The 25,522-nt window shown below is 66.1% G+C and carries 32 protein-coding genes and 1 tRNA gene; 18 read left to right on the top strand and 15 right to left on the bottom strand.

Annotation, left to right across the window (positions count from 1 at the left end; genetic code table 11):
• Positions 1-71 precede the first annotated feature (71 nt).
• The 4 genes from adhP (at position 72) to FS787_RS06025 (ending at position 3,996) form a co-directional block, all read left to right on the top strand.
• Entirely contained in the window at positions 72-1,082 is a 1,011-nt protein-coding gene (gene adhP / locus FS787_RS06040) for an alcohol dehydrogenase AdhP (protein ID WP_144672006.1), read from the top strand.
• A gap of 16 nt (positions 1,083-1,098) precedes the next feature.
• The gene (locus tag FS787_RS06035) at positions 1,099-1,506 is read left to right on the top strand and encodes a DUF779 domain-containing protein (protein ID WP_144671313.1); all 408 of its coding nucleotides are present in this window, start codon (positions 1,099-1,101) and stop codon (positions 1,504-1,506) included.
• Between the two features lie 163 nt (positions 1,507-1,669).
• Positions 1,670-3,235, top strand: a complete 1,566-nt coding sequence (locus FS787_RS06030) for an amino acid permease (protein WP_144671312.1) — start codon at positions 1,670-1,672, stop codon at positions 3,233-3,235.
• Between the two features lie 155 nt (positions 3,236-3,390).
• Positions 3,391-3,996, top strand: a complete 606-nt coding sequence (locus tag FS787_RS06025) for a TetR/AcrR family transcriptional regulator (protein WP_144671311.1) — start codon at positions 3,391-3,393, stop codon at positions 3,994-3,996.
• 95 nt (positions 3,997-4,091) lie between these two features.
• Here the strand turns inward: FS787_RS06025 and FS787_RS06020 are convergent, their stop codons facing one another.
• The 5 genes from FS787_RS06020 to FS787_RS06000 all read right to left on the bottom strand — a co-directional run bounded on the left by FS787_RS06020 (position 4,092) and on the right by FS787_RS06000 (position 10,224).
• Entirely contained in the window at positions 4,092-4,727 is a 636-nt protein-coding gene (locus FS787_RS06020) for a DUF2461 domain-containing protein (RefSeq protein ID WP_144671310.1), read from the bottom strand.
• A gap of 137 nt (positions 4,728-4,864) precedes the next feature.
• Positions 4,865-6,892, bottom strand: coding sequence for a DUF6541 family protein (locus FS787_RS06015; RefSeq protein ID WP_144671309.1), 2,028 nt, complete (start codon positions 6,890-6,892; stop codon positions 4,865-4,867).
• Positions 6,893-6,899: 7 nt separating this feature from the next.
• The gene (locus tag FS787_RS06010) at positions 6,900-8,105 is read right to left on the bottom strand and encodes a polysaccharide pyruvyl transferase family protein (RefSeq protein WP_144671308.1); all 1,206 of its coding nucleotides are present in this window, start codon (positions 8,103-8,105) and stop codon (positions 6,900-6,902) included.
• 127 nt (positions 8,106-8,232) lie between these two features.
• Positions 8,233-9,732 carry a catalase gene (locus tag FS787_RS06005; RefSeq protein WP_144671307.1) on the bottom strand — a complete coding sequence of 500 codons (1,500 nt, stop codon included), beginning with the start codon at positions 9,730-9,732 and terminating at the stop codon, positions 8,233-8,235.
• A 24-nt stretch (positions 9,733-9,756) separates the two neighbouring features.
• Positions 9,757-10,224: a Fur family transcriptional regulator gene (locus tag FS787_RS06000; protein ID WP_144671306.1), complete on the bottom strand. Its 468-nt coding sequence runs from the start codon at positions 10,222-10,224 to the stop codon at positions 9,757-9,759.
• Positions 10,225-10,361: 137 nt separating this feature from the next.
• On the opposite strand from FS787_RS06000, the gene FS787_RS05995 reads away from it, so the two are divergent.
• Both FS787_RS05995 and htpX read left to right on the top strand, forming a co-directional pair.
• A complete protein-coding gene (locus FS787_RS05995; protein WP_144671305.1) occupies positions 10,362-11,633 on the top strand; it encodes an MFS transporter in 1,272 nt (423 codons plus the stop codon).
• 52 nt (positions 11,634-11,685) lie between these two features.
• A complete protein-coding gene (gene htpX / locus FS787_RS05990; RefSeq protein WP_144671304.1) occupies positions 11,686-12,558 on the top strand; it encodes a zinc metalloprotease HtpX in 873 nt (290 codons plus the stop codon).
• A 168-nt stretch (positions 12,559-12,726) separates the two neighbouring features.
• Here htpX and FS787_RS05985 read toward each other — a convergent pair whose 3' ends face one another.
• Positions 12,727-13,218, bottom strand: coding sequence for a YajQ family cyclic di-GMP-binding protein (locus FS787_RS05985; RefSeq protein ID WP_144671303.1), 492 nt, complete (start codon positions 13,216-13,218; stop codon positions 12,727-12,729).
• A gap of 199 nt (positions 13,219-13,417) precedes the next feature.
• Between FS787_RS05985 and FS787_RS05980 the strand changes: the two genes are divergently transcribed.
• The 4 genes from FS787_RS05980 (at position 13,418) to FS787_RS05965 (ending at position 15,014) form a co-directional block, all read left to right on the top strand.
• On the top strand, positions 13,418-13,672 hold the full coding sequence (locus FS787_RS05980) for a hypothetical protein (RefSeq protein ID WP_144671302.1): 255 nt from the start codon (positions 13,418-13,420) through the stop codon (positions 13,670-13,672).
• 161 nt (positions 13,673-13,833) lie between these two features.
• Positions 13,834-13,915: transfer RNA gene (locus FS787_RS05975), tRNA-Tyr, on the top strand.
• A 273-nt stretch (positions 13,916-14,188) separates the two neighbouring features.
• On the top strand, positions 14,189-14,647 hold the full coding sequence (locus tag FS787_RS05970; protein WP_260982416.1) for a DUF6325 family protein: 459 nt from the start codon (positions 14,189-14,191) through the stop codon (positions 14,645-14,647).
• Positions 14,648-14,681: 34 nt separating this feature from the next.
• Positions 14,682-15,014, top strand: a complete 333-nt coding sequence (locus tag FS787_RS05965) for an SHOCT domain-containing protein (RefSeq protein WP_260982415.1) — start codon at positions 14,682-14,684, stop codon at positions 15,012-15,014.
• Positions 15,015-15,116: 102 nt separating this feature from the next.
• Here the strand turns inward: FS787_RS05965 and FS787_RS05960 are convergent, their stop codons facing one another.
• Genes FS787_RS05960 through FS787_RS05950 form a run of 3 tightly spaced genes read right to left on the bottom strand, consistent with a single transcriptional unit; the run spans position 15,117 to position 16,278 of the window.
• On the bottom strand, positions 15,117-15,614 hold the full coding sequence (locus tag FS787_RS05960) for an SRPBCC domain-containing protein (RefSeq protein ID WP_144671299.1): 498 nt from the start codon (positions 15,612-15,614) through the stop codon (positions 15,117-15,119).
• 13 nt (positions 15,615-15,627) lie between these two features.
• Positions 15,628-15,960 carry a metalloregulator ArsR/SmtB family transcription factor gene (locus FS787_RS05955; protein ID WP_144671298.1) on the bottom strand — a complete coding sequence of 111 codons (333 nt, stop codon included), beginning with the start codon at positions 15,958-15,960 and terminating at the stop codon, positions 15,628-15,630.
• A 51-nt stretch (positions 15,961-16,011) separates the two neighbouring features.
• Entirely contained in the window at positions 16,012-16,278 is a 267-nt protein-coding gene (locus FS787_RS05950; RefSeq protein WP_056424997.1) for a hypothetical protein, read from the bottom strand.
• A 149-nt stretch (positions 16,279-16,427) separates the two neighbouring features.
• On the opposite strand from FS787_RS05950, the gene FS787_RS05945 reads away from it, so the two are divergent.
• Positions 16,428-16,739, top strand: coding sequence for a hypothetical protein (locus FS787_RS05945; protein WP_144671297.1), 312 nt, complete (start codon positions 16,428-16,430; stop codon positions 16,737-16,739).
• Between the two features lie 160 nt (positions 16,740-16,899).
• Here the strand turns inward: FS787_RS05945 and FS787_RS05935 are convergent, their stop codons facing one another.
• Positions 16,900-17,259, bottom strand: coding sequence for a VOC family protein (locus tag FS787_RS05935; RefSeq protein WP_144671295.1), 360 nt, complete (start codon positions 17,257-17,259; stop codon positions 16,900-16,902).
• 121 nt (positions 17,260-17,380) lie between these two features.
• On the opposite strand from FS787_RS05935, the gene FS787_RS05930 reads away from it, so the two are divergent.
• Positions 17,381-17,557: a DUF1059 domain-containing protein gene (locus FS787_RS05930; RefSeq protein ID WP_144671294.1), complete on the top strand. Its 177-nt coding sequence runs from the start codon at positions 17,381-17,383 to the stop codon at positions 17,555-17,557.
• A gap of 44 nt (positions 17,558-17,601) precedes the next feature.
• Positions 17,602-18,708, top strand: coding sequence for an EAL domain-containing protein (locus FS787_RS05925; RefSeq protein ID WP_144671293.1), 1,107 nt, complete (start codon positions 17,602-17,604; stop codon positions 18,706-18,708).
• A gap of 5 nt (positions 18,709-18,713) precedes the next feature.
• Here the strand turns inward: FS787_RS05925 and FS787_RS05920 are convergent, their stop codons facing one another.
• Together FS787_RS05920 and FS787_RS05915 are read right to left on the bottom strand one after the other, a co-directional pair.
• Positions 18,714-19,151 carry a DUF1810 domain-containing protein gene (locus FS787_RS05920; RefSeq protein WP_144671292.1) on the bottom strand — a complete coding sequence of 146 codons (438 nt, stop codon included), beginning with the start codon at positions 19,149-19,151 and terminating at the stop codon, positions 18,714-18,716.
• Between the two features lie 70 nt (positions 19,152-19,221).
• A complete protein-coding gene (locus tag FS787_RS05915; protein ID WP_144671291.1) occupies positions 19,222-19,851 on the bottom strand; it encodes an ANTAR domain-containing response regulator in 630 nt (209 codons plus the stop codon).
• Between the two features lie 217 nt (positions 19,852-20,068).
• Between FS787_RS05915 and FS787_RS05910 the strand changes: the two genes are divergently transcribed.
• The 3 genes from FS787_RS05910 to FS787_RS05900 are packed head-to-tail and all read left to right on the top strand — an operon-like array spanning position 20,069 to position 21,823.
• Positions 20,069-20,797, top strand: coding sequence for an MgtC/SapB family protein (locus FS787_RS05910; protein WP_144671290.1), 729 nt, complete (start codon positions 20,069-20,071; stop codon positions 20,795-20,797).
• Positions 20,798-20,824: 27 nt separating this feature from the next.
• Positions 20,825-21,367 (top strand): GNAT family N-acetyltransferase, encoded by a 543-nt coding sequence (locus FS787_RS05905; RefSeq protein WP_144671289.1) that lies wholly within the window; start codon positions 20,825-20,827, stop codon positions 21,365-21,367.
• Positions 21,368-21,418: 51 nt separating this feature from the next.
• The gene (locus FS787_RS05900; RefSeq protein WP_144671288.1) at positions 21,419-21,823 is read left to right on the top strand and encodes a VOC family protein; all 405 of its coding nucleotides are present in this window, start codon (positions 21,419-21,421) and stop codon (positions 21,821-21,823) included.
• 29 nt (positions 21,824-21,852) lie between these two features.
• On the opposite strand, the gene FS787_RS05895 is transcribed toward FS787_RS05900, so the two are convergent.
• Positions 21,853-22,341 (bottom strand): GNAT family N-acetyltransferase, encoded by a 489-nt coding sequence (locus FS787_RS05895; protein WP_144671287.1) that lies wholly within the window; start codon positions 22,339-22,341, stop codon positions 21,853-21,855.
• Positions 22,342-22,478: 137 nt separating this feature from the next.
• Between FS787_RS05895 and FS787_RS05890 the strand changes: the two genes are divergently transcribed.
• Entirely contained in the window at positions 22,479-23,024 is a 546-nt protein-coding gene (locus tag FS787_RS05890; RefSeq protein WP_144671286.1) for a thioesterase family protein, read from the top strand.
• A 59-nt stretch (positions 23,025-23,083) separates the two neighbouring features.
• On the opposite strand, the gene FS787_RS05885 is transcribed toward FS787_RS05890, so the two are convergent.
• Positions 23,084-23,884 (bottom strand): ABC transporter permease subunit, encoded by an 801-nt coding sequence (locus FS787_RS05885; protein ID WP_144671285.1) that lies wholly within the window; start codon positions 23,882-23,884, stop codon positions 23,084-23,086.
• Positions 23,881-24,885, bottom strand: coding sequence for an ABC transporter ATP-binding protein (locus FS787_RS05880; RefSeq protein ID WP_144671284.1), 1,005 nt, complete (start codon positions 24,883-24,885; stop codon positions 23,881-23,883). The genes FS787_RS05885 and FS787_RS05880 overlap by 4 nt, the downstream gene beginning before the upstream one ends.
• Before the next feature lie 158 nt (positions 24,886-25,043).
• On the opposite strand from FS787_RS05880, the gene trxA reads away from it, so the two are divergent.
• A complete protein-coding gene (gene trxA, locus FS787_RS05875) occupies positions 25,044-25,457 on the top strand; it encodes a thioredoxin (protein WP_144671283.1) in 414 nt (137 codons plus the stop codon).
• Positions 25,458-25,522: the final 65 nt, after the last annotated feature.

Genomic DNA, 25,522 nt, shown 5'->3' with positions numbered 1-25,522 from the left:
GCACACGCCTTAGCTGCACCCACGCTTCATAACGCAAGGATTTCGCTATGACGACGACAACGACGACGACAATGCAAGCCGCAGTAGTAACCGAATTCGGCAAGGACCTGCAGATCCAGTCCCTCCCCGTTCCAGTGCCGGGCCGGGGCGAGGCGCTCGTCAAGGTACTGACCACCGGCGTCTGCCACACCGACCTCCACGCCGCGGAAGGCGATTGGCCGGTCAAACCGACCCCGCCGTTTATCCCCGGACACGAAGGCGTCGGCGAAGTGGTCGCCCTCGGTGAGGCGGTCACGGACCTGGCCGTCGGGGACCTCGTCGGCAACGCCTGGCTCTGGTCCGCCTGCGGCGATTGCCAGTACTGCCGCACTGGTTGGGAAACCCTGTGCGAAGCGCAGCAAAACGCCGGCTACAGCGTTGATGGCTCCTTTGGTGAATACATGTTGGTGGACACGCGCTTCGCGGCCAGGATCCCGGCCGGCTCGGATCCCGTCGAGGTAGCCCCGGTGCTTTGCGCCGGAGTGACCGTCTACAAGGGACTCAAGATGACCGAGGCCCGGCCCGGCCAGTGGGTCACCATCTCGGGCATCGGCGGACTCGGCCACATCGCCGTCCAGTACGCCGTGGCCATGGGCCTTCGTGTCGCCGCGGTGGACATAGCCGATGACAAGCTCGCCCTAGCCCAGAAGCACGGTGCGGAACTGACCGTCAACGCCCTGCATGAGGATCCCGCCGAAGTCATCCAGCGCGAAACCGGAGGTTGCCATGGAGTCCTGGTCACTGCTGTGCACCCGTCAGCATTCGGCCAGGCGATCGGGATGGCCCGCCGCGGCGGAACGATTGTGTTCAACGGCCTGCCGCCGGGTGACTTCCCGGCGCCGATCTTTGAGATTGTGCTCAAGGGCCTGACGGTCCGGGGCTCCATTGTCGGAACCCGGCAGGACCTGGAAGAAGCCCTGGAATTCTACGCTCAGGGCAAGATCCACCCGACGGTCTCCACCCGGGAACTCTCCGAAGTGAATGCCGTCCTCGACGAAATGAAACATGCCAAGATCGACGGCCGCGTGGTTATCAAGTACTGATGAAGAAAGGATTCTGATGCCTGACGCAAAGCTCCATGCTGCAGTCACACGCCCCGGCGAAGACTTCTCCCGGGTTGCGCTCACCCCGGAAGCGGTGGAGCTGCTGCGCAAGCTCTGGCTCCAGCACGGACCGCTGATGTTCCATCAGTCCGGCGGCTGCTGCGACGGTTCCTCGCCCATGTGTTATCCGGCTGGGGAGTTCATCACCGGGGACTCGGACGTGCAGCTGGGCCTGTTCGATATTTCCGACGGCGTGCAGCCGCAGCCGATCGACTTCTGGATGTCGAAGGAGCAGTTCAACTATTGGAGCCACACCCACCTGACCGTGGACGTGGTTCCGGGCCGGGGGAGCGGGTTCTCGGTGGAGGCGCCTGAGGGGAAACGGTTCCTGATCCGGTCCACGCTGATGGATTGGCCGGTCTGAGCGGTCTGAACCTAGGCTGGAACGGCGCGATCGGGCCGGGCGGGGAAACCTGCCGGGCCCGTTTCTGCGTCTCAACATGTGGGACAAATCGGGCCGTCCAGTGGATGGACACTACGCTAGATAGGTCTGTTTCCAACAAGTTACCGAGATTGTGGACTTTCCTATGAACTTATTCCGGACCAAATCGATCGAGCAGTCCATGTCGGACGCTGATGAACCCGGACGTAAGCTGAAGCGCTCGCTCAGCTCCTGGGACCTGATGATCATGGGTGTCGCCGTCGCCGTCGGCGCCGGGATCTTTTCGGTCGGCGCCAAGGCAGCAGCGAACTTCGCGGGCCCGGCTGTGACCCTCTCCTTCGCCATTGCCGCTGTCACATGTGCGCTGGCGATCATGTGCTACGCCGAGTTCGCCACCGCCATTCCGGTAGCCGGCTCCGCCTACGTCTTCACGTACGCGACCATGGGCGAACTGCTGGCCTGGATCATCGGCTGGAACCTCATCCTCGAGCTGTTCACCGCGGGTGCTGTAATCGCCAAGTACTGGGGCATCTACCTCAGCAAGGTCTTCGCACTCATGGGTGTGGACATCCCGGCGTCGATCTCCCTCGGAGGTGTCGAACTGTACTGGGGCGCCTTCCTGATCGTCGCGGTATTCACAGTGCTGCTGGTGCTGGGGACAAAGCTGTCCGCCCGCGTCGGCAACATCTTCACGCTGATCAAGATCGGCGTCGTCCTCTTTGTGATCGTCGTGGGCTTCACCTACGTCAAGTTTGAAAACTACACTCCGTTCGTTCCGGCCTCCGAGCCCACGGGCGGGACCGGCGCCGCCGACGTCATGAAGCAGTCCTTCTTCGCCTTCCTCACCGGGGCTGCCCCGGCGCAGTACGGCACGCTGGGCATCTTCGCGGGAGCTGCCCTGGTCTTCTTCGCCTTCATCGGCTTCGACGTCGTCGCCACGTCCGCCGAGGAGGTCAAGGACCCGCAGAAGACGCTGCCGCGCGGCATCTTCGGCGGCCTCGCCATCGTCACGGTGCTTTACATCCTGGTGTCCCTCGCCCTGACCGGCATGGTGTCCTACACCCAGCTGGCCGAGGCCGAGAACCCGACCCTCACCACGGCGTTCGAGGCCGTCGGCAACACCGACGCCGCCAAGATCATCGCCTTCGGATCCCTCGTGGGCCTGACCACCGTGATCATGGTGCTGCTGATGGGCCTCTCCCGCGTGGTGCTGGCCATGAGCCGCGACGGCCTGCTGCCGCGCTCGCTGTCCAAGACCAGCACCATCCGCGCGACGCCGGTTCGCCTGCAGGTCATCTGCGGTGCTGCCGTGGCACTCGTCGCGGGACTGACCAACGTGGACCTGCTGGAAGAGATGATCAACATCGGCACGCTGTCCGCTTTCGTGACGGTGAGCATCGGCGTCCTGGTGCTGCGGAAGAAGCGCCCCGACCTGAAGCCGGCGTTCCGCGTGCCGTTCGGCAAGGTGCTCCCGATCGTGTCGGCCGCCCTGTGCCTCTACCTCATGACCAACCTGGCCGTGGAGACCTGGATCTTCTTCGCTATCTGGCTCGTGATCGGTGTGGCCATCTACTTCTCCTACGGCCAGCGGCACTCCCGGCTGAACGAGAAGTTTGCCGAAGCGAAAGCCTCTGTCAACGGCCCCGGAGGCGCAGCTGCCGATGCCGACGTCGATGCCGCGGAGAACCAGGTCCCGGCCGCCCGCCCCTGACGGCCCGCAGCCGGTCCTGATCGACACCGAGGTCGCCGGAGCCGTGGAACACGCTGGAAGCTTCCAGCAAGTTGCACGGCTCCGGCGACTTCGGCGTTTGGCCACCGGAGCGGTTGCGGCAGGCGCAGTCCGCTCGCGCTCCCTATGATGGATTTATGGCCCGCCCTGCACGACCTGAACGCAAGGCAGAGCTGTTGGCCGCCATTCTGGACTACCTCATGGACAAGACCCTCGCGGAGCTCACGTTCCGTGGCCTGGCCGAGGGGCTGGGGGTCAGCAGCTACGTGCTTGTGTACCACTTCGGCCACCGCGAGGAACTGGTCAACGAAATCATCCGCACCATCGAATCCCGGCTCGACAGCATCCGGGCCACGGACGTCCGGGACATTGACCGGGAAGCGTGGCGGGCGTTCCTGCTGGAGTCCTGGCGCTGGACCATGGCGCAGCGCAACCGTCACTTGGCCAGGCTCGAGTTTGAGGCGACGGCGCAGGACATTGTGGCGGAATCACCCCGGGGAACAGCGCAGGAACATTTCAGGATGCTCCACCACAAGGCCCGGGACTGGCTGATGCTTCAGGGCATCCGGGAGGAATTCGCCGACACGGATGCCCGATTGTTCGCGGCGGCCTTCTACGGGCTCCAGTTCGATTTCGTGGTGAACAACCAACCCGAGGAAGCCAGCAAAGCCTTTGACCTGATGATGCTGGTCTTCTTCAACAACCTCGACCGGCGCCTGGCCGCCGACGGCGAACACATCTGACGCGGCCTGTCTGATCCGGCCCGGCTGACCATCAGGCCCGTCTATCCCATCTGACCCGCCCGGCAGCGCATCCGGCCCCACCCGGCTGCCCCGCCTCAGGGTGCGGCGTAGCGGCCGATCCATTCGACCAGGGGCCGGAGCTGGTCCCAGCGCCTGGCTACCTCCCCGGCGGCGTCCGGCGTGGAGAGCCAGCCCGGACGTCCCACGTGCGTTCCGGCAGCGAGTGACTTGTGCTTTAGCAGCTCCGCTCGGGGATGGTCCCTGTCGAACCCCCGCGGGACCGTCTTCAGGGTCTCACCCTCCACAGTGAAGCCCAGGGCTCGGACCTCCGCGACAATCTGCTGCAGGACTTCCCCGCTGGAGGGAGCGTCCACGGCACTGCGAAAGCGGGCAAGCTGGGCGGGTGTGTGGGTATGGTAACCGCCTCCGATGAGCAGGCCCTCGGCGTCGAGCTGGACGTAGTAGCCCATGCCTTCGGCAACGGTGGCGACTGCGCCCTGGGCAGTCTTGTAGGGAGACTTGTCGAGGGAGAACCGGATATCCCGGTTGGGCCGGAAAAGTTTGGCCCCGCCGAACTCGGGTTCCAGCTCCGCCAGCAGCCCTGTCAGCGGTTCCTTGACCTCGGAGTCATACGTGGCCTTATGAGCAAGCCACCAGTCCCGGTTGTTGTTGTGTTCCAGCTCCGCATAGAACTCGAAGGCGGCGTCAGGGATGCCTGCAAATGGGGTCATGTATGCATCCTAGGGACGCGGCTCGCCTCACGGCGAGCAGCACTTCCCCCTATGTGGAAAAACGAAAAAGCGCCCCGCCACGCGGCCCGCGTGACGGGGTGCTGAAGGCCGGCCCCGTTCCCCGGCCGCGCAGCAGGCTACCCGCAGGCCGTGATCCGGTACAGGGTCCGGCCGTCGGCCGACGCGACTTTCTCAAATCCCTGCTCGGTGGGCACGTTGTAGAAACCCGGCCACTGTTTCAGGCTGATGCTGCCGTGGGACGCCCCAGGAGCGTCCTCATAGAAATGTGTGGCGCCAACCTTGAGGACCGCCTCGCAGATCGACTTGTCCGTCGTGATCCGATTGAACCCGCTGCGGAGCAGTTCCTTGGCAGGACTCCCGGCCGTCGGGGCACCCAGTTGGGTGTACACCACGCGCCTTCCGGTGAGGGCGTAGAAGTACGTTTCGCCGTTGAAGGGGTCACCGATCACCACTGCGTCGCGCGGCAGCATCGCGCCTGCCCGCTCGATGAATTCCTGTTCGCCCCTGGAGAGGGCGCCGGTTCCCGGGTTGGCGGATACCACGTAGTTGTGCGCAGCCACTGCCACCCGGTCCGCCGAGCGGAAGGCTCCCGATCCCCAGTAGGTTCCGTAGGCCAGGACGGCCACGGACAGGCCGACGACGATCTGGGAAAGGGGCCACCGGCCGCTGGTGCGGGCCGAGGGAAGCCGTGCCGACACTGCCCGATGCGCGGCCCCCGCCAGCACTGCGACGGCCAGGGCCGCCAGCAGGCTGCCCGTCATCGCGATGAACGGGGCGATCCGCTGCGTGTCTTTATACCAGAAGCCCGTCAGCCACCTCAGCGCGTTTTCGGGCCCGGCGGCAAGCACATAAAGGGCAATAAAGGCGAGCCAGGCGATGGCCAGCGGACGCGCCTCCCTGATGAAGACGGCCATGGCAGCGCCGACCATCACCAGCAGCCCAACCGCGAGGTTGAAATCGTCCGGGGCCGGCGGGGAAAGGGCCGGAAACCTCGGAAGGTCGAAGAACGCCAGATGCAGTGAATCCGGGACTTCGGCCCGCACCGCCCGCTTGTAGGCCATCACCCCGGTGAGGAGCCGGGAATTGGCCAGCGCGGCGGTGACGGCCACCGCGGCAGCCGCCACAGCTCCGGCCGCGGCGACCGCAAGCCAGGGGCGGCGGCGTGCCCCCCGCACCACGAGCGGCAGCAGGCCGGCTGCCACGAAGGGGAGGATGGCAACGGCGGTGGCAAAAACCGCACTCGGGTGCGCGGCAACACAGCCGCCGAGGACTGCGGCCAGAACAGCCGCCAGAAGGACGCGTTCCCGGGCCGGCGTTCCGGCCCGCTCCGTGGAAATTACGTGCCGCAGTAGCAGGACGCCGACGGCGAGCGTGGCCGGAACCAGGGCGGTGGCGAGTCCGTTGGGCCATTGGCCGCTGCGGAGCAGCTGGGAGAAAGGAAAGCTGACGAACGAAGCTGCGAACACCGGCGTCAGCGCCCATGCCACTGGGTGCCGCGGAAGGACCGCGGACGCCAGGAACATCAGGCCGACCGGCCAGATCATGCCGCCGATGACGATCGAGGACAGGTTGGCCGCTTCTGTTACACCGCCCGGGACAAGCGACACCGCGCTGTGCCAGCCGGCGGGGTAGTACGTGGACCGGCTGGCGCCGAATATCGGAGCCACGCCCCATGGCGAGGCGCTGCCGGATTCCTGGATCCACGTCAGCACGTTCAGATGGAAGATCGGATCCCAGCCCTGTGACGCTGTGGCAGGATCGCCGATTCCGCGGAGCAGCGCCAGGCAGGTCACCAAGGAACCGAATGCCACGCCCGCACCAACCGCCAGTTTCGCTGGCAAGCCGAGGTTGCCTGGCCACAGGGGTGTCCGGAAGCTGAACCGACGCCCTGCCAGCCAGGCGGCAAGGACGGGCGGAACGGCCGCCAGGGCGGCCGTGGCGGGATTCCACGGCACGCCTGCGGTGTCCGCCACGATGCTGCCGGCCAGGAAGATCAGCAGGGTGACGGCCGGGCTGAGGGCGATGGCTGCCGGCAGGCCCGTCCGGAGCGGCAGGAGCACAAGAAGCCCCGGGAGGAAAAATGCGGCTACAAGGAAAACAACGGTCGGCGCATGGGGAAGCAGCTCAAGAAGCCCATTCAGCATGGTCTTCTCAGCGCGCTCCGGCCCGGATCTTGTTTTTCAGCGGAGCGGCCACGGCTTTGCTGAAAAGCTTGGCGGCCCCGGCGGTCAGGGATCCGGTCTGGCCGTGCAGCGGCGGATAGATAGTGCCGGCCTCTGCACGCTTCCGTGCCGTGAGTGCGGGCAGGTCATCCCGCAGGGATCCGGGCTGCTGCGGCATTTCGGGAATGACGCTGTCCAGGGCCAGCGACCAGCCGCTCCCTAGCGCCGCCACGGACTCATGCTTGATGTCGTAGTAGCCCTTTTTCACACCGACGGCAATGCCGCGGGCACCCGCGGCTGCCGCCAGCAGATGGATGTGGAAGCGGCTGGTGACCCAGGTCTGCTGGGCAGACAGGGGAAGGCCGCGGGTCCAGACCTGGGAGAACGGTATGAACCGGGTCTCGGGGATGAGGTCTGCCATCCGCTCGTAGGCGGCATGGTCGACGCCGGGAATCGCCTCGACGTAGTAGGCCTTGATCCCTCGGCGGCGGGCGGCCTCGACTTCGGTCCGTGCAAGTTCGACGGCGGCCTGGAACCGTCCGGGATCCGCCATGTCGCTCTGGATGCAGACATACAGCCCGGCGGGGGCATCGTTGCGCCCGATTTCCCCGGTGATGCCCAGGAACGCGTCGTCGAGGCCCAGCTCCAGCCCGTGTGCGTCGGCGCTGGCCTGGTCCCGGACGTGGGCGTGCTCGAAACCCCGGAACAGGGGAGTTTCCGCGGGGGCCGGAGCAAGCGCCGGCATCAGGCCCTGTCCGGTGGCGTAAAGCTTGGCACCGGTCAGCTCACTGACGGCGCGCATCCCGACGACGAGGCCGGCGTGGTGCGGCCACGTGTCATTGACGTAGCCGCCGCCGATGAGATGCAGGGATCCGGCTTCGCGAAGCTTGAGGATGCCCAGATCGTAGGCCGGGGTGCCGAAACCGGCAATACGTTCGCGAATGTTCTTGGCCGCCACTTCGGCGGGGTGCTCGGCGTTGTCGTGCACCAGGCGCCACAGGGTGTTGGTGACCCGAAGCCGCGGGTGCATGCCCTCGAACAATACCTGTGCCATGCCGGGTTGCGGGCAGTCCAGCCAGACGTCAGCGTCGGGGCGGGCCACGGCAAGGTATTTCAGCCACGCAGCGGCAATGAACTCATCGCCGAAGTTGGGGTGGCCGGAGCTGCCGACCAGGTAAATGATTCGCGAATTCATTTACACGACTATAGCGGCGTGGCCACCGTGTGATACACAAGGGCACCCCGCCGCGCATCTTCGCGGCGGGGTGCCCTGTCCCAAACGGGGTGCTTCAGGCGCGGGTTACCCCGGCCGGGCCTGAGGATCAGACCTTGTTGGCTGCCTCGGCGTCGGACTCGACCTGGCCTGCGCCCAGGTTGGCGCGCAGCTTGGCGCCGAACTCGGCGTCGACGTTCGTCCAGTACTGGATGGCGCGTTCCTTGATCTCAGGGGTCTTGACGCCGCTGACGGCACCGGTGACGGTCTCCAACAGGCGCGCCTTCTCGCCGTCGTTGAACACTTCGCGGTACAGCGTGCCGGCCTGGCCGAAGTCGCCGTCCTCAGCGTGCAGAGAGTGCGCGGAGAGCGTCAGCTCGCCGTCGTTCTCCCAGCCGCCGCCGGCAACCGCAGGCTCCACGGCAGCCGGGCCGCCGACGGAGTTCGGTGCGTAGACCGGAACCGACGGGGCGTTGAAGTGGTAGCGCCCCTGCCCGTCCTGGCTGTAGTTGTTGACCTGGTTCTTGGGCAGGTTGACCGGCAGCTGGGCGTGGTTGGTGCCCACACGGTAGCGGTGTGCGTCCGCGTAGGAGAAGATGCGGGCCTGCAGCATCTTGTCCGGGGAGGCCGCGATGCCCGGCACGAAGTTCGACGGCGCGAAGGCGGCCTGCTCGATCTGCGCGAAGTAGTTCTCCGGGTTCCGGTTCAGTTCCATGGTGCCGACCTTGATCAGCGGGTAGTCCCCGTGCGGCCAGACCTTGGTGAGGTCGAACGGGTTGAAACGGTAGGTCTTGGCATGCTCGTACGGCATGACCTGGACGTGCAGGTCCCAGGAGGGGAAGTTGCCGGCGGCAATGTTCTCCTGGAGGTCGCGGATGTAGAAGTCGGCGTCGGCGCCGGCCATGGCCTCGGCCTCGTCGCCGGTCATGGACTTGACGCCCTGGTTGGACTTGAAGTGGTACTTGACCCAGAAGCGCTCGCCCTCGGCGTTGATCCACTGGTAGGTGTGCGAGCCGTAGCCCTGCATTTCACGCCAGGAGGCCGGGAGCCCGCGGTCGCCCATGAGCCAGGTGACCTGGTGCGCGGACTCGGGGGACAGGGTCCAGAAGTCCCACTGCATGTCGGCGTCGCGCAGGTGGGTGCCCGGGAGGCGCTTCTGCGAGTGGATGAAGTCCGGGAACTTGATGCCGTCGCGGATGAAGAACACCGGGGTGTTGTTGCCGACGAGGTCGTAGTTGCCCTCGGTGGTGTAGAACTTCACGGCGAAACCGCGGGGGTCGCGCCAGGTGTCGGGGGAGCCTGCCTCGCCGGCGACGGAGGAGAAACGGATAAGCATCTCGGTCTCGGTGCCCGGCTGGAACAGTGCGGCCTTGGTGTACTTCGAGACGTCCTCGGAGGTGGTGAAGGTGCCGAAGGCGCCGCCGCCCTTGGCGTGCACTACGCGCTCCGGCACACGTTCCCGGTTGAACTGCGCCAGCTTTTCGATCAGGTAGTGGTCGGTGAGGATGATCGCGCCGTCAGCGCCGACGGATTTCGAGTGGGCATCGGAAGTGACCGGGGCGCCGGACTGTGTCGTGGACACGGCGGGCGCAGAGATGTGCTGAGTCATCGTTCTCCTATTTCTTGTTTCTTCTTATTTACGTTCGGCGGGAAGTTGTTGGGTGCGCTGGCAGTCCTGGCAGATGCCCTGGTACAGCACGTCGGCGATCTGGATGGTCATCGGCTTGGAGCCCTCATCCCAGTGCGGCGTCAGGCAGGGGGCATGGCCGACGGCGCATTCGACATCCTCCACCTTGCCGCAGCTGATGCAGACGGCGTGGTGGTGGTTGTCGCCCACCCGTGTCTCATACAGGGCAGGGGAGTGCGGGGGCTCGAAGCGGCGCAGCATCTGCAGGTCGGTCAGATCCCCCAGCACCACGTAGACGGACTGCGCGGTCAGCTCGGGGAGTTCCAGGCGGGCGGCGGCGAGGATGTTCTCGGCGGGGGAATGCGGGTGATGTTCGACGGCGGTCAGGACTGCCAGCCGCTGTTTCGTCACCCGGCGGCCGTGGGCGCGCAGGGCGGCAGCCCATGCCTCGTGGGTGCCCGTCGGTTCCGTCATGCCCCCATTCAAGCACTTATTATGAGTCGATCATAATAAGGCGCGGCTTATTACTCCGCCGGGCCGGCTTCCGTCGCTTCGCGCGCGGCACGCTCCGGTTCACCGGGCTGCCCGCCCGGCGCCACTAGAGTGTCCGGGTGGGGAATCTTCTGGCGGACATCACGCCCTTGCGCGAGAGTCCGGCGTTCCGCCGCCTGTGGCTGGGATCCGCCGTCGCGGCCCTGGGCAGCCAGTTGACCCTGGTGGCCGTGAGCCTTGAGGTCTACCGGCTCACCCAGGACAGCCTGTACGTCGGGCTGCTGAGCATCTTCGCCCTCGTTCCGCTGGTTGTCGGCGGATTGCTGGGCGGCTCGATCGCCGACGCCCACGACCGCCGCAAGGTGGCGCTCATGGCCTCGTCGGTGCTGTGGCTGACCACCGCCTGCCTTGCCCTTCAGGCCTGGCTGCAGCTGGGGAATGTCTGGGTACTGTATGCCCTGGTCGCGGTGCAGAGCGGCGCGCAGGCCATCAACCAGCCGGCCCGCAGCGCCATTATCCCGCTGCTGGTCCGCAAGGAGCTCCTGCCGGCCGCCAACGCGCTGAGCATGATGAGCTTCGGCCTCACCTTCACGGCCGGGCCGCTTCTGGCCGGCCTGCTGGTGGCAACGGTGGGCTTCGCCTGGACCTATACGATCGACGTCGCCACTTTTGCCTTCGCCTTGTGGGCCCTGCTGAGGCTGCCGGCGATGCCGCCTGGGGACCAGGCGCGGCCCGCGGGGCTGCGGTCCGTCGTCGAGGGCTTCCGCTTCCTGGGCACCCGGCCCAACCTGCGGATGACCTTCATCGTTGACATCATCGCGATGATCTTTGCCCAGCCCCGGGCCCTGCTGCCCGCGATCGGTGCCGTGATGATCGGCGGCGGCGAAACGACCGTGGGCATCCTGCTGGCGTCCACCGCCGTCGGCGCGTTCCTGGCCGGCCTCTTCTCCGGGCCGCTGGGTGCGGTGCGTCGGCAGGGGGCAGCCGTTGTCTGGTCCGTGATGGGCTGGGGCGCCTCGATTACCGGCTTCGGCCTCGTCGTTGTGCTCGCCGGGAACTCCGGCGCCGACGGCGTGACCTGGTGGCTGCTGCCCGCCGCCCTGTGCTGCGGGCTGGCCGGGATCGCAGACTCCGTCAGTGCGGTCTTCCGCACGACGATCCTGCAGGCATCCACGCCGGACCACCTGCGCGGCCGGCTGCAGGGCGTGTTCATCGTGGTGGTTGCGGGCGGGCCCCGGGTGGGGGACATGCTTGCGGGCGGCGGGACTAAAATTCTTAGTGAAGGCTGGGTCCTGCTTCTGGGCGGCCTGTTGTGCATCGCGGTGGCCTGGGCCGTGGCGCACTGGCAGTCGGGCTTCCTGAGGTACGACGCGCGGAACCCCGTGCCGTAGCGGGACGTTTTTCCGGGTGTGGGTCCACCGTGGGACGTCTGCAGGAGGAACAGTGCATCAGCATCACAACGGACTGAAGACCGCAGCCCTTTTCGGTGTCCTGTGGGCGGTGCTCCTGGGTCTCGGCGCGCTGATGGCCTCCAGTATGGGCAGCTCCGCGCCGATCTGGATCATGGCCCTGGTTGGCGTCGCCACCACGGCCTACGGCTACTGGAACAGTGACAAGATCGCCATCCGGTCCATGCAGGCGTATCCCGTGACGGAGGCCGAGGCGCCCCAGCTCCACCAGATGGTCCGGGAACTCTCCGCCACGGCGCAGCAGCCGATGCCGCGGATCTACCTTTCACCCACGATGGCCCCGAATGCGTTCGCCACCGGCAGGAACCCGCAGAACGCCGCGGTGTGCTGCACCGAAGGCATCCTCCGGCTCCTCGATGCCCGGGAGCTCCGCGGCGTGCTCGGCCACGAGCTGATGCACGTCTACAACCGGGACATCCTGACCGCCTCGGTGGCCGCCGCCGTCGCCGGTGTGATCACGTCGGTGGCGCAGATGTTCCTGATCTTCGGCGGCGGCGGGGACCGGCGCAATGCCAACCCGATCGCCGCGATCGCCATGGCGCTGCTGGCGCCGTTTGCGGCGTCGCTGATCCAGATGGCCATCTCCCGCACCCGGGAGTTCGACGCCGACGAGGACGGTTCCAAACTCACGGGAGACCCGCTGGCGCTCGCCTCAGCCTTGCGCAAGATCGAGCACGGCGTGCAGCTGGCGCCGCTGCCGCAGGACCAGCGGCTGGTCAACGCCTCGCACCTGATGATCGCGAACCCCTTTCGCGCCGGCGGAGTGGCGAAAATGTTCTCGACCCACCCGCCGATGAGCGAGCGCATTGGCCGGCTGGAGCGGATGGCCGGCCAGCCGCTGGGCTGACGTGCCGGCAGACTTCGGTGTCCGACGCGCCTAACGTCCCGCGCACGCGCCCAATGTACCGCGCTGCGCGCCATGGCCCGCGACGCGCGAAAGGGCTGCCGACGCGGGAATACCCGGTGCGACAACCCTTTGGCGCGGCGTGCGGAAACTAGCGCCGCGGACAAGTGCCTAGCTTCGGAAGTTCACGAACTGCAGGTCGGCCTCGTCGAAGCCCTTCAGCAGGTTCATGGTCTCCTGGAGATCGTCGCGGGACTTGGAGGTCACGCGGAGCTCGTCGCCCTGGATCTGCGACTTGACGGATTTGGGGGCCTCGTCGCGGATGAGCTTGTTGATCTTCTTCGCGAGGTCCTGCGCGATGCCCTCCTTGATGGTGGCCTCGAGCCGGAATTCCTTGCCGGACGCGTAGGGTTCGCCTGTGTCGAGGGACTTCAGGGAGATGCCGCGGCGGATGAGCTTGGACTGCAGTACATCCAGGACGGCGAGCACGCGCTCCTCGGAGTTGGCCTTCATGAGGATCTTCTCGCCGCTGAAGTCCACCTCGGCGCCGACGCCCTTGAAGTCGTAACGCTGGGCCAGTTCCTTCTGGGCCTGGTTCAGCGCATTGGCGACCTCCTGCTTGTCGACTTTGCTGACGACGTCGAATGTGGATTCGCCTGCCATGACTGTCCTCCTGTTGGTTGGGGGGGGCCGGTGGGGGCCGTTGTGTCTGGAATCCAGCCTAGTACGGATGCCCCTTTTGTGAAGGTCGACGGCGGGTGGTCCCGTTTCACAGTCCGCTCAAAGCTGGGTCAGGGCGGGAACGAAGTTTCGCGCGGCAGAGTTGCAGGACTTGGAAGAATCGCTTGAAAGGTGCCAGCTCATGCAGAACAAGGCCGTCCACTATGTCATCCGGTCCACCGCGGCGGCCGCAGGCGGTTTCGCGACGGCCGCGACGTCGGTGGCGGCCGCAACGCTGGCGGCCTCGATCATCCTGAGCCCGGCCGCGGATGCCTCGTCGAGGCTGGACGGTGTTCACGCTGATCTGGCGCGCGCCGTGCAGCTGAACCAGATCACGGAGGAGCAGGCCGCGCGGTTTGAGTCCAAACTCGCCGGCCGCATCCTCGGAGATGCCTGATTTTCCGGGCTTTTTGGCCCGGCTTTGAACCGCTGGAACGCCGATTCGATTCTTCGGCGGAAGTTCTGTAAAGTTGTCTTGCCCGCGGTTGCTGGAAGCGGAACGAACTGGAAACGGTAGTTCTGAACACGGAAGCCGCGAGTGATCTTCTTTTGAAGTTCGGCAGATTACCCGAGCGGCCAAAGGGGGCTGACTGTAAATCAGCTGGCAACGCCTACGGGGGTTCGAATCCCTCATCTGCCACCCTTGGAGAAGCCTCCGGAACCACCAGGTTCCGGAGGCTTTTTCTTTGCCCTCCGGAGGGTTGCGTGTGCAGGTTTTCGGGCTCACCCGAAAGGGATGATGCGGGGCCGCATCGGAAGCGCTGTAGTGGTCTCAATAATCCCTTGGGCATCGAAGCGTAATTGCCGAAAGCCCGCCGTCGGAATCATCCGACGCGGGTGGTGACCCACCGGCAGACGACGCCCCACACTTAGACGAGCGTGCCGGACAGTGCGCTCGAAACAGAACGGAGGAATGCCAGTGACAACCACACCGGAGACCGAGGCCCACGGGCCGGTCGACTTTGTGCTCCTCGAGTTCCCCATGGCTGGACTGACGGGGCGGGCCAGTGAAGAACTGATACGGCTCGTTGAGCAGGGTGTGATCCGGCTCTTCGATCTCCTTGTCGTGATGAAGAACGAGGACGGCGACGTCGAAGTTCTTGAGCTCACTGATCCAGGCGGTCCCGCGGAGTCGTTCTCCTACTTTGACGGCGCGCAGAGCGGGCTTCTCGGCGAAGAGGAAATTGCCGAGGCAGCTGACGCAATTCTTCCCGGTAGCGTCGCCGCGCTGATTGTCTACGAAAACATCTGGGCGGCACCGTTCGTGGCGGCCGTACGCGACGGCGGGGGCGAGCTCGTCGCGAGCACTCGGATCCCTGCGCCGGACGTGATGGCAGCCCTCGAGGCCCTCGACGCCCCGCCCGTAGCCTGACACACATAGAACGCGATGCGAGAGGAGACCAATTATGGGATTGCTCAGGGGTATGGCACGGACCGCGGTGGTAGCCGGGACGGCGTCCGCCGTGAGCGGCCGCGTCCAGCGACGGCAGGCTAACAAGTTCGCCGAGAAGGACGCCGCGACGGCGGCCAAGCAGCAGGAGGCCTACGATGCGCAGATGGCCCAGCAAGAGCCCGCCTACCAGGAACCCGCGTACCAGCAGCCGCCGCCACCACCTGCCGCCGGCGGAATCTCGAACGAAGCAATCGAGCAGCTTAAAGAGCTCGCGGCGTTGAAAGAGCAGGGGATTCTCACGGAACAGGAGTTCGGCGTGCAGAAGGCGAAGATCCTGGGCGGGTAGTGCCGCCGGGCCTTTGACGCGGAAAACACCCCCGTACGTGCCGGCGAAGGCACCTGCGGGGGTGTTTTTGCGGATCTGGTGGTCGCGACGGAGCGGTTTCGGTCAGCGGACCTCGGACCCTGCCAGGATGGCGTCGATCTGATCGAGGGCCTGTTTCATGCCCTCTTCCATGCCCATGGCGAGAACCTTCTCCAGCGAATCTGCGGAATCGAAGGTGGACACAATGGTCATTCTGGTGCGGCTTCCGACGGCCTCAAGCCTCATCACGGCATGGCTGGTGCCCATCGCGGGGATCGGATCGCCGTTTTCGTCGGCGAAACCGTCGTCGAACTCCAGACGATGGGGAGCCTCGATGGCGGTGAACCGCCACCAGCCCCGGCTCTTCTCGCCCTCGGGCCCGGTCATGTAGTAGCTGGCCTTACCTCCGGACACGAAGTCGTGGCCATCGAAGGTCGCGGGCCAGGTGGGCGGGCCCCACCAGCGCTCAAGCTGGCGCGGGTCCTCCCAGACCTGCCAGACGCGCTCGACGCCGGCGTCGAACTCGGCGACGACGGTGAAGCTCAGTGTATCGGCGTTTTTCTGCGAACTGATAACGGTCATGACTGATCTCTCCCTATCCCTCTGCGAGAATGCCTGCGATCCGGTCAGCCCGCTGCCGCCAGATCGTTTCGTACTCATCGAGCAGCCGTCGAGCCCGCTGCAGGCCATCGTGGTGCGCCCGCACGATCTGCTCCCGTCCGCGTTTCTCCTTCGTCACGAGGGAAGCGCGCTCCAACACCGCCACGTGCTTCTGTACGGCGGCGAAACTCATGGCGTAGTGCTCCGCCAGCCTTGACACCGAATATTCGCCAGACGTCACCCGGGCGACGATGTCCCGGCGGGTGGCATCGGCGAACGCCTGGAACAGGCGGTCAAGATCGGCATCACTCATCACATCTACAACCATTTGGTTGTACGATAGATCGCCCGTGACGCGGTGTCAAGGGCTCGCGGGCGGCTACTTGGCCATGCCGGGGTGCACCGCGACGAACTCGATCTTGGTGGAAGGCTGGACCGTCTTTTTCGGTGCCCGTGAATATCCCTTGGCGTCCAGATGATTCTCTGCCCGGTAGACGGCCAGTGCTTCGTCGTAGATCGCGTTGAGCTGCTCCCCGGAGAACTCCTCCGAGGACCCGTCATTGAAGGTGACGGAAATGACCGTGCTGCCGGGGAAGTGCCTCTTCATGCGGATGAAGCCTTCGGCGTCCTGCTGGAGACTAATCATTGTGGTCCTGCCTTTGCGATCGGGGGACTTCCAGTCTCCCGTACGTCGGCCCGTACGCATCCCGCCGCGCGTCGATCCCTTGCCTCCTCTTCCGCTTTGGCAGGGGAACCGGTTTACTGAACCTTGACAGACACAATGGAGGGGGAACCATGAAGTCCAAAGGAACATGGCAAATCGCGGTGGGGAGCGTAGCCTTGGCCGCTACTCTTTTTGTCCTGCCAATGCCGCTGTTTCAGGTGGCATCCGGCAGTGCCGATGCCGGCGCGACCGGTCTTTTCATTCTCGGACTGGCGCTGCTGGCAGGCGGGCTGGGATTCCTCGGCTATGGGCTTTTTCGTCGTTCCCGCGAGCTGAACACGGCGCGGAGCTACACCACCAGGGAGCCGTCCTCCCTGGATGAGGACCGGCCCGTCAACCCGTATGAGCTTCCCAAATCGTATGGTGCCCTCCCTCCGGTGTAGCTGAGGTCCCGTGGTCGGGGGGGAGTGGCGGCACGTGACCCTGCACCGCGCCGCCATCGAAGCGGTGGCCCGGCAGGCTTCGACGGCGGGGGACCGGCAGGCTTCGACGGCGGGGGACCGGCAGGCTTCGACGGCGGGGGACCGGCCCTAGCCTGGCGTTTTACCGTCCGGCGGTGTCCACGACGCAGAAGCGGTTGCCCTCGGGATCGGCTAGGATGACGTAGTCCGCGTCCGCGGGACGTTTGCTCCATTCCACGCGGCTCGCGCCCAGCCGCAGGAGCCGTTCCACGTCGTGCGTCTGCTGCCCGGAATAGAGGTCGAGGTGGATGCGGGGCGGGACCTGGACCTTCGCCGGGACACGGTCCAGGGAGATGTTCGGGCCCGCCCCATCCCTCGGCTCGAGGACAACGAAGTCTTCTTCGGGAGGCCGCCGCGGCACATAGTCCAAAGCGGCCGTCCAGAAGTCCAGTTGGCGCTGGAGGTCATCGACACGGATGACGATGGAGCCAATCCTGATCATGCAGCCAAACTACACTGCGCAAGCTGCCCGAAACACCCGGTGGCCGGTGGCTGACATCGCCGGATTCCAGGGGGTGGGGCAGTAGGGTGGTGCAGTTCGCCGTCGAATATAAGGAGCCTTAGTGAAATCGTTTGCATGTGGTGATGTAGTGCCCGGTTGTGAAGCAAAGTGGGTGTGCAGCACGGAGGATGAAATCCTGGTCAACGTCGCCGCCCACGCCGCGTCCGCGCACGGCCTGGTGGATCTGCCGGCCGAAGTGGTCCAGTCGGTCCACAAAGCAATCGTTCCGGTTAGTTGAGCAGTCCCGCGGCAGGCGGTTCCGCCCAAGGCTCAAGTACGCCCGTGGGCCCGAACTGGGATGAGCTCCTGGTGGCCGCCTGCCGCGGTGAAGGCATATCCGCGGCCTACCAGCCGATCGTCGACACATCCCGTGGCACGGTGGTGGGCTACGAAGCGCTGGCCCGCTTTCCTGGATACTCCGAGAAGAACCCCGAGGTGTGGTTCTCCGAGGCCCGGAAGCACGGGAAATCCGCGGAGTTGGAATCGGCCGCCCTGCGGACCGCGCTTGCAGCCCGTTCCACCCTGCCCCCCAACTGCTTCCTGACCCTCAACGTCTCACCCGAGCTGCTGTCCACCGAGGAAATCCGCAGGGTCTGGCGGGACGAGGGGAACCTGGGCGGGATCGTCGTCGAACTCACCGAACAGACCCCCATCGATTCCTACGTCGGGCTGGAACCGGACCTGAACCAGTTGCGCGCCGCCGGCGCGCTGATCGCCGTCGACGACGCCGGGGCCGGCTATGCGGGATTGCGGCACTTGCTGGCGCTGCGGCCCTCCCTGATCAAGATCGACCGTGAACTGATCCAGGATGTGGACCGGGATGAAGCCAAACGCGCCCTGATCGAGATGCTCGGTACTTTTGCCGGCCGGGTGGATGCGTGGATCCTGGCCGAGGGTGTGGAGCGCGTGGAGGAATTGGACGCGCTGGTGTCCCTTGGCGTGCCGCTGGTGCAGGGCTACTACCTGGCCAGGCCCGCGCCGCCGTGGGCCGGCATTGACCTGGACCTGGCGCACCGTCTTGCGTCGAAACCACCGGTAACGCATAAGGCCGTGATCCGTGACGTCCTCGAATCCGCGACGACGGCCACCACCACCGCGCTCGCCGCGGAAGCCTTCGCTACAAGCCCCGCGCTTCAGTCGGTGGTGCTGATCGGAGACCACCTCCGCCCGGTCTGCGTGCTGGACCCGGTGGCCGCTGGCTTGGGTATGGTGAGCCCCGGAATGCGCGTGAACCTGGACACTCCGCTGAGCGAAGCGCTGGCCCGGTCCATGACGCGGGCCACCTCCAGCCGGTTTGAGCCCCTTTTGGTGACCGACAACGCAGGCCGCTACGCCGGGGTGGCCCGCATGGAGCGGATGATCACCGCGCTGGCGGTGCCGGGCGCGTAAGCCGTTCAGTCCTGCCCGGCGAGGAGCCGGTCAGTGGCGGCATCGGGCAGTCCGTCAAAGTATTTCGCCAGGACCGTGCGGAAGGCGGCCTGCTGCGGGTCTGCCCGGAGGAAAAGAGTCATCGAGGAGTGCAACTTCCGCTCGTCGATGCCACCGAAGATCTGCTCCGCGGTGCAGCCCTCGAGCCCGGCCACAACTTCGGCGCATTCGACCAGCCGCGGACCCAGCACCGGGTGCCGGAGATACGCGCGCGCTTCATCGAGGGACGTCACCGCATATCTCCGGGCCGTGGGGCTTTGCCCCAGCCCGGCGAGCTGCGGGAACACGAACCACATCCAGTGGCTGCGCTTGGCACCGCCGCGGAGTTCCTCAAGGGCGTGCCGGTACGTTCCGCCCGCGTCCTGGGCCAGGACGAACCGTTCCAGGTCGTAGGGATGTTCCATTGTGACCTTCCTCTTTTCTGTTTGCCGCCGCTTGCGTTCTTCCGCCCAGACGCTGGCCTGCCCCCGCGGTTTACTCCTCGAAGCGTGTAGTGAAGTCGGTATCGCCGGCGATGGAGGCCACGACTCCTGCCGCGACGTCGCGGATCTTCAGGTTCCGGTTGTTGGAGGTGTTCCGGAGGATCTTGAAGGCGGCGTCCCTGCCGCACCGGTTCTGGGCCATGATCGCCCCGATGGCCATGTCAATGATGGTCCTCGACTGCATTGCGGCGGACAGGTCCTGACGCGATTCCCGGAGCTGTGAGATCCGGAGCGCCAGGAGCAGTGCCCGCGAGGCGTCGGCGGCGAACCGGTGCGCTTCCGCGAGGTCTTTGCCCGAGAAAGCCCCGGCCCGCGGCGAATAGAGGTTGACGACGGCGGAGTCCTCACCGTCGAGCTCAAACGGAATCCGGACCCTGCTGACGGAGCCCTCTCCGCTGCTGCCCACAGCTGAGGAGGGCTGATTCCGACGGGTGATGGAGATCCCGCAGGAAACTTCGCGGTCCGGGCGGGACAGCCCTCCCGCCGTCAGGCTGGCCAGGTCGGCCAGGAAACCGGCGACGTCGGATCCTGTCTCGGTGCTGTCCAGCACCAGATCCAGAAAAGTGCTGACGGCGTCGCGGATGTTCTGCGACGTCGACGAAATGACGTTGTTCTCACTCATGGCGGCCCCCAAGTCCTCGCCGCCCCGCTTTGCCAGGCCGGCGGCGTTCTTCGATCCTATGGCGGGGGCTCCTCCGAAGGAAGAGAAACGGCTGGAGGGTATCGGCAGGCGGAAAAGTGTCCGACGACGGGTGGCGGCGGCCTTGCTAAAGTCAGCACTAGAGGCAGTGATCTCCGGCCGGGTGCCACAGATTGACCGGCCAAGGAAGGCGGGCGGCATGTTCTTCTTCACTGACACAAGTTTGGTGGAAGCCGGCCTTCTGTTCGCAACGTTCGTGCTGTGTTCCCTGATCGGCATCGAGCGGCAGGTCCGGCAGAAGAGCGCAGGATACCGGACGCATGTCCTGGTGGGACTCGGCTCGTGCGGCTTTACCCTGGTGTCCGCCTACGGCTTCGCGACCGTGATGGAGCCAGGGGCCGTGCTGGACCCGTCCCGCATCGCCGCCCAAATTGTCAGCGGGATCGGATTCCTGGGCGCCGGCGTCATTTTCAAGGGCCGGGACGTGGTCCGCGGGCTCACCACCGCCGCCACCATCTGGGTTTCCGCCGCGGTGGGCATGGCCTGCGGGGCGGGCATGGTGTCCCTTGGCGCGGTGCTGACCATCTTCCACCTCATTACGCTGTTCGTGATTGCCCCGGCCGTCCGCAAAATCCCCTCAGTGGACCGAAACCGGGTCATGCATATCGACTACGCCGACGGCCAGGGCGTGTTGCGGCAGATCCTCGAAATCGCCACCACCATGGGATTCAGTTCCTCGATTCTGCGTACCCGGAGGACGGGGGACGAGCAGAAACCGATGGTCTCGATGGAGGTGAGGTTCTTTGGCCGCCACCCGCTGCGCAACCTCGTGATGCCCCTGATGGACCTGCACGGCGTCGCGAGCGTCACCGTCCGGGGCACCGATTCGAGCGAGGATGACGACGACGACGATGATGACGACGACTAATCCTGAACCGCTTGCGGGGACTCCTGGATGACAGGCAAGAGCACTCCCTTGGCCGGCGGCGTCCGGATCCGGGTCCTCAGAGCCTCCGATCCGGAACTTATGTGTGCCGCCTACCTGCGAAACCGGGAACACCTGGCGCCCTGGGAGCCGCTGCGGGCCGAGGAGTTCTTCACCGTTGACGGTCAGATGGTGAGCGTTCAGTCCAAGCTCGCCCTGTTCATCGCCGGCTCCGATGTTCCGTGGGTCCTGACGGACGGCGAGGCGATTGTGGGGCTGATGACCCTCAGCGGCATCGTCCGGGGACCGTTCCTCAGCGCCCACCTCGGATACTGGGTGGACAAGGACTACACCGGGCGCGGGATTGGCTCGGCAGCGGTCGCGTTCGCCGTGGACGAGGCCCGGGACGAGCTGGGCCTGCACCGGCTGCAGGCCGCGGCCCTCCAGCACAACGCCGCCTCACAGAAGATCCTCACGCGCTCCGGTTTCACGGAGATCGGCACAGCCCCGGCCTACCTCAACATTGCCGGAGGCTGGCAGGACCACGTCCTGTTTCAGCGGATTTTGTACTGAGCGCCGGCCACCGGCCAAAACCTGTGTCATCGGCCGTGCGAGACTCTCTTGGTGACTGATGAATCCCTCGGTGCCCTGCACCACGTCGAGCTGTGGGTACCGGATCTTGGCCGCGCCAAGGATGAATGGGGCTGGCTGCTGGCCCGCCTGGGCTATCAGGACTACCAGGACTGGCCGGACGGGTGCAGCTGGCGGCGCGGGACCACCTACATCGTCGTCGAGGAATCCCCGGCCCTGAGCAGCCGGACGCATGACCGCACCGCGCCCGGGCTCAACCATCTGGCGTTCAACGCGGGGACCAGGCAGCAGGTGGACGCCCTGGCGGCAGCCGCCGTCGGGCACGGCTGGCGCGAACTCTTCCCGGAAAAGTACCCGCACGCCGGCGGCCCGAACCACTTCGCCGCCTACCTGGTGAATTCGGACGGCTTTGAAGCCGAACTGATCGCCGCGGACTGAGGCTGCGTCCGCGAGGCCGTGCGGACGGCTCAGCGCACCATCCGCAGGATCGGTACCGGCGTCCCGGCCAGGTCATGCGCCGCGGTGGCGCCGTCAGGGACAAAGCCGTTGCGCCGGTAGAACGCGAAGGCACGCGGATTCTCTTCCGCGATCCAGAGGTACGCGCCGCCGCGGCCCACGGCTGCGTCCAGCAGCAATTGCCCCGCCCCCGAACCGTACTCGCTGGCGAGCACATAGATCCCGTTCAGCTCCCTGGGCCGGGGCGGGTCCTCGTCACGCCCGGTGCCGGCGCTCGCCCAGCCGACGATGTCCGTCCCGCGGCAGGCAACCCAGACATCCGAGGCGGCGGCGGCAATGATTTTGCGCCATCTTTCCTCCCGCGGACCCTGCTCCAATCCGGCGAGGGAGGCCGCCGGCAGCAGGTGCGCATAGCTCTCACGCCAGGCCTGGATGTGCACCCGCGCAATGCCGGCGGCGTCGTCCAAGCGGGCGGGCCTGACGGTCAGGTCTGTGGTCATCCGGACAGCGTAGTACTCAATTCCACTCGCGAGGCCGCGTCGCGGGGCCGGCAGCTGTTGGCTGGTCCACGGAACCGGACACGAAACCGCGCTCTCCATCCTTGGCAGCGTTGTTACTCGCGGGTAACATGATCCCCATGCATCTGCTTCTCCGCACGCTCCTCCTGCTGTTCACGTCCTCGCGCCGTTCGCCGCTGAGCATCTGGGACACGGCGTCACTTCCGCTGAAGGTCCTGCCGACCGACATTGACATTGCGATGCATGTCAACAACGGCATGTATTTCTCGCTGATGGATCTGGGCCGGTTCGACCTGATGGCCCGCAGCGGAACCTGGAAGGCCATGCGCCGCCGGGGTTGGAGTCCGGTGGCTGCGGGGGAAACCATCGCTTTCCGGCGTTCACTGCAGTTGTGGCAGCGGTACACGATCGAAACGAAGATCATTGGCCTCGACGAGAAAGCCATCTACTTCGAGCAGCGCATGGTGGTGGACGGGGAAATCTACGCCCGCGCGTTCATCGCTACCCGTCTGGTCAGCAAGGGCAAGCCGGTCAGCCAGGAGGAGATCATCCGTGAGTTCGGGGCGCCTCCGGCGGACCTCGAACTGCCCGAATGGATCCACGAATGGCGGGAAACCAACGCCCTGCCCGGCGCCCGGCGCCCGGCGCCGCACGTCTGGGCCTGAGCCGGCCCGCGCCTAAGCCCGGCCTGAGCCTGAGCCCGCCTGCGTTTGCGACGGCCAGCCTACGTCCCGACGTCGCGCCTGCTCAGGGCCACCGCGCTGAGTGCCACGAGGGCGGCAGACATACCCCAGAGCCAGCCGGCGGCCGCCCAGTCCGCCCCGTTGGCCAGCGGGTTGTTGCCGTAGGCCCAGCTGTAGGGCGAGAGGTTCAGGAGCCAGTCGACCTCCTGGCTTTGCCTGCCGACGGCGTTGAACACGTAACCCAGGACGCCGACGCCGGCGCCGGCGGCCACACCGTACGTCTTCCGTCCCGTCACCGCCCCGACGAAAAGCGCAGTGGTGCCCGAAAGCAGTGTCAGCCCGGCAAACAGCAAGGAGGCGCCGAGGAGGTTTTCCGGTCTGATGTTCAGCTGCGCGGAATCGGTCAGCAGGAGGATCAGGACAAACACGAGGGAGACCAGCAGCAGCACGCGCGCCAGGATGGCCAGCGCCCGCTCCAGGACCACCTGGGTGCGGGTCACGCCGTGCGCCAGAGTAAGTTCGAGCTGCCCTGATTCCTCGTCCCCGCCGACTGCCGCCGCTCCCCACGCCACCGAAGCGATGGTCATCAGCATAAAGCCGATCAACCCGAACATGGTGGCCTGGGTGTAGCCGGGGCCCGAGGTGATCTGGTCGTAATTGAGGGCCTTGATCATCTCCGGTGGAAAGGCATCCATCATGCCCTGCATCTCGGGGCTTCCGCCGATCGAGGGATAAAGCGGCAGGTAGATGAAGATCGCGGCGGCGAGTCCCGCCGCCCACCCGAGCGTGGAACGCCAGGAGTCCACAAAGGCCCTCGTGAAGAGGGGCAGCGGCCGCTTCATGTGCCGTGTCCCCTCCGCCGGCGACGGCGTCCGTTCCCGTCGGCGTCGGTTTGGCCGGAGCCATTGCCGCGGATGGATCCGTAGAGCTCAAGCACCGATTCCTCGAGGTCCGGTTCTTCCAGCACCAGCTCGGTGAGCTCGAGGCCGGCCAGGACGCGGAGCAACGGCTGGATCGCTCCGCCCAGGGTGGCGGACAGCTCGACGCCGTCGCCCGCAGGAAGCACCTCAAGGTGTCCGATCCCGGGCACCCCTGCCAGCAGCGCACCGGCGTCGGCCGCCGTTATCCCGTTGGCGGTGAACCGCACGTGCCGCACCGCCCCTTGCCGCAGACTGTCCACGGTGGCGACCGTGACGATGCGGCCGTCACGGAGGATCGCGACCTCGTCGGCGGCCTGCTGGACCTCGCTGAGCACGTGGGAACTGAGGAAGACCGTCTGGCCGTTGGCCTGGGCCTCGCGGACCATGGCGAGGAATTCCTGCTGGACGAGGGGGTCCAGCCCGCTGGTCGGTTCATCCAGCACCAGCAGCTCGGGATCATGCATAAACGCCTGGACGAGCCCCAGCTTTTGTTTGTTTCCCTTCGAGAGCTTGCGGGTGTGGCGGTCCAGGTCCAGGCCCAGGCGTTCCGCCAGCGCATCGACGCGGCCCGGCCTGACGGGCCCGCTGATGTCCGCGTAATGGGACAGCAGCTTGCGCCCGGTGATCCGTCCCTCTAGGAACAGTTCGCCGGGCAGATAGCCGATCCGGCGGCGGAGCGACGGGCCCGCGGTCCGGGGGTCCTCGCCGAGCACCGTGGACGTGCCGGACGTGGGCCGGATGATGTCCAGCAGGCACCTCATGACGGTGGTCTTGCCTGCACCGTTGGGCCCGATCACACCAAAGACGGAGCCCTTCTCGATGCCGAAGCTAATGCCGTGGAGCACTTCACGGTGGCCGAACTTCTTGGTCAGCGAGCCCACCGTGATGGCCTGGCTGGTGGTGTTTCCCGGGGCTGGGGGCATGGCGCTGATGGTAGGCCGTGGGCCGCACGGCGGGCTAGGGTCCAAGGGCCCCGGGCCGGACGGCAGGGTGCACCCGGGGTTCTTGAGGGGCCGTCATATGGATGTGCCAACAGCGAAATGCAGGGGACAAGGCGGGGCTGCTCGCGTACCGTTGACCCATGGCTACCGTAGACATTACAGGTGAACAGTTCGCATCGACCGTCGAGGACAACGACATTGTCCTCGTTGATTTCTGGGCCGAATGGTGCGGCCCGTGCAAGCAGTTCGCACCCACATACGCCGCAGTTTCCGAGAAGCACCAGGACGTTGTCTTCTCGAAGGTGGACACCGAGGCCGAGCAGCAGCTCGCCGCCGAGGCCGGCATTACGTCCATCCCGACGCTGATGGCGTTCCGCGAAAAGGTGCTTGTCTTCTCCCAGCCGGGCGCCCTGAACGCCCAGCAGCTGGAGCAGGTGGTGGACGCCGTCAAGGCCCTGGACATGGAGGAAGTCCACGCGCACGTGGCCCGGTCCCAGGCCGAGGCCGCCGCGGCGGCCGGCAAGCAGGACGGCAGCCAGATTCCGGAGGCCTGAGCACGAAGCCCGACCTACAGCAACGCGGGGTCACTCCGCGCCCATGATCTTGCGATTGATGGGTG

Source organism: Arthrobacter sp. U41 (assembly GCF_007679325.1).
Taxonomy (GTDB): Bacteria; Actinomycetota; Actinomycetes; order Actinomycetales; family Micrococcaceae; genus Arthrobacter.
The sequence above is the reverse complement of the archived record's forward strand: the minus strand, read 5'-3'. Positions and strand labels throughout refer to the sequence as shown.

What these genes read in the sequence shown, in the direction of transcription:
- FS787_RS05895 (WP_144671287.1), bottom strand. Translation starts at nt 22,341, where the DNA reads ATGACCACAGACCTGACCGTCAGGCCCGCCCGCTTGGACGACGCCGCC.
- FS787_RS06015 (WP_144671309.1), bottom strand. Translation starts at nt 6,892, where the DNA reads ATGCTGAATGGGCTTCTTGAGCTGCTTCCCCATGCGCCGACCGTTGTT.
- FS787_RS05910 (WP_144671290.1), top strand. Translation starts at nt 20,069, where the DNA reads ATGTTCTTCTTCACTGACACAAGTTTGGTGGAAGCCGGCCTTCTGTTC.
- FS787_RS05950 (WP_056424997.1), bottom strand. Translation starts at nt 16,278, where the DNA reads ATGATTAGTCTCCAGCAGGACGCCGAAGGCTTCATCCGCATGAAGAGG.
- FS787_RS05905 (WP_144671289.1), top strand. Translation starts at nt 20,825, where the DNA reads ATGACAGGCAAGAGCACTCCCTTGGCCGGCGGCGTCCGGATCCGGGTC.
- FS787_RS05935 (WP_144671295.1), bottom strand. Translation starts at nt 17,259, where the DNA reads ATGATCAGGATTGGCTCCATCGTCATCCGTGTCGATGACCTCCAGCGC.
- trxA (WP_144671283.1), top strand. Translation starts at nt 25,044, where the DNA reads ATGGCTACCGTAGACATTACAGGTGAACAGTTCGCATCGACCGTCGAG.
- adhP (WP_144672006.1), top strand. Translation starts at nt 72, where the DNA reads ATGCAAGCCGCAGTAGTAACCGAATTCGGCAAGGACCTGCAGATCCAG.
- FS787_RS06005 (WP_144671307.1), bottom strand. Translation starts at nt 9,732, where the DNA reads ATGACTCAGCACATCTCTGCGCCCGCCGTGTCCACGACACAGTCCGGC.
- FS787_RS06000 (WP_144671306.1), bottom strand. Translation starts at nt 10,224, where the DNA reads ATGACGGAACCGACGGGCACCCACGAGGCATGGGCTGCCGCCCTGCGC.
- FS787_RS05920 (WP_144671292.1), bottom strand. Translation starts at nt 19,151, where the DNA reads ATGGAACATCCCTACGACCTGGAACGGTTCGTCCTGGCCCAGGACGCG.
- FS787_RS05980 (WP_144671302.1), top strand. Translation starts at nt 13,418, where the DNA reads ATGCAGAACAAGGCCGTCCACTATGTCATCCGGTCCACCGCGGCGGCC.
- FS787_RS05965 (WP_260982415.1), top strand. Translation starts at nt 14,682, where the DNA reads ATGGGATTGCTCAGGGGTATGGCACGGACCGCGGTGGTAGCCGGGACG.
- FS787_RS06025 (WP_144671311.1), top strand. Translation starts at nt 3,391, where the DNA reads ATGGCCCGCCCTGCACGACCTGAACGCAAGGCAGAGCTGTTGGCCGCC.
- FS787_RS05890 (WP_144671286.1), top strand. Translation starts at nt 22,479, where the DNA reads ATGCATCTGCTTCTCCGCACGCTCCTCCTGCTGTTCACGTCCTCGCGC.
- FS787_RS06030 (WP_144671312.1), top strand. Translation starts at nt 1,670, where the DNA reads ATGAACTTATTCCGGACCAAATCGATCGAGCAGTCCATGTCGGACGCT.
- FS787_RS06020 (WP_144671310.1), bottom strand. Translation starts at nt 4,727, where the DNA reads ATGACCCCATTTGCAGGCATCCCTGACGCCGCCTTCGAGTTCTATGCG.
- FS787_RS05945 (WP_144671297.1), top strand. Translation starts at nt 16,428, where the DNA reads ATGAAGTCCAAAGGAACATGGCAAATCGCGGTGGGGAGCGTAGCCTTG.
- FS787_RS05885 (WP_144671285.1), bottom strand. Translation starts at nt 23,884, where the DNA reads ATGAAGCGGCCGCTGCCCCTCTTCACGAGGGCCTTTGTGGACTCCTGG.
- FS787_RS05880 (WP_144671284.1), bottom strand. Translation starts at nt 24,885, where the DNA reads ATGCCCCCAGCCCCGGGAAACACCACCAGCCAGGCCATCACGGTGGGC.
- FS787_RS05960 (WP_144671299.1), bottom strand. Translation starts at nt 15,614, where the DNA reads ATGACCGTTATCAGTTCGCAGAAAAACGCCGATACACTGAGCTTCACC.
- FS787_RS06035 (WP_144671313.1), top strand. Translation starts at nt 1,099, where the DNA reads ATGCCTGACGCAAAGCTCCATGCTGCAGTCACACGCCCCGGCGAAGAC.
- FS787_RS05915 (WP_144671291.1), bottom strand. Translation starts at nt 19,851, where the DNA reads ATGAGTGAGAACAACGTCATTTCGTCGACGTCGCAGAACATCCGCGAC.
- FS787_RS06010 (WP_144671308.1), bottom strand. Translation starts at nt 8,105, where the DNA reads ATGAATTCGCGAATCATTTACCTGGTCGGCAGCTCCGGCCACCCCAAC.
- FS787_RS05955 (WP_144671298.1), bottom strand. Translation starts at nt 15,960, where the DNA reads ATGGTTGTAGATGTGATGAGTGATGCCGATCTTGACCGCCTGTTCCAG.
- FS787_RS05970 (WP_260982416.1), top strand. Translation starts at nt 14,189, where the DNA reads ATGCCAGTGACAACCACACCGGAGACCGAGGCCCACGGGCCGGTCGAC.
- FS787_RS05985 (WP_144671303.1), bottom strand. Translation starts at nt 13,218, where the DNA reads ATGGCAGGCGAATCCACATTCGACGTCGTCAGCAAAGTCGACAAGCAG.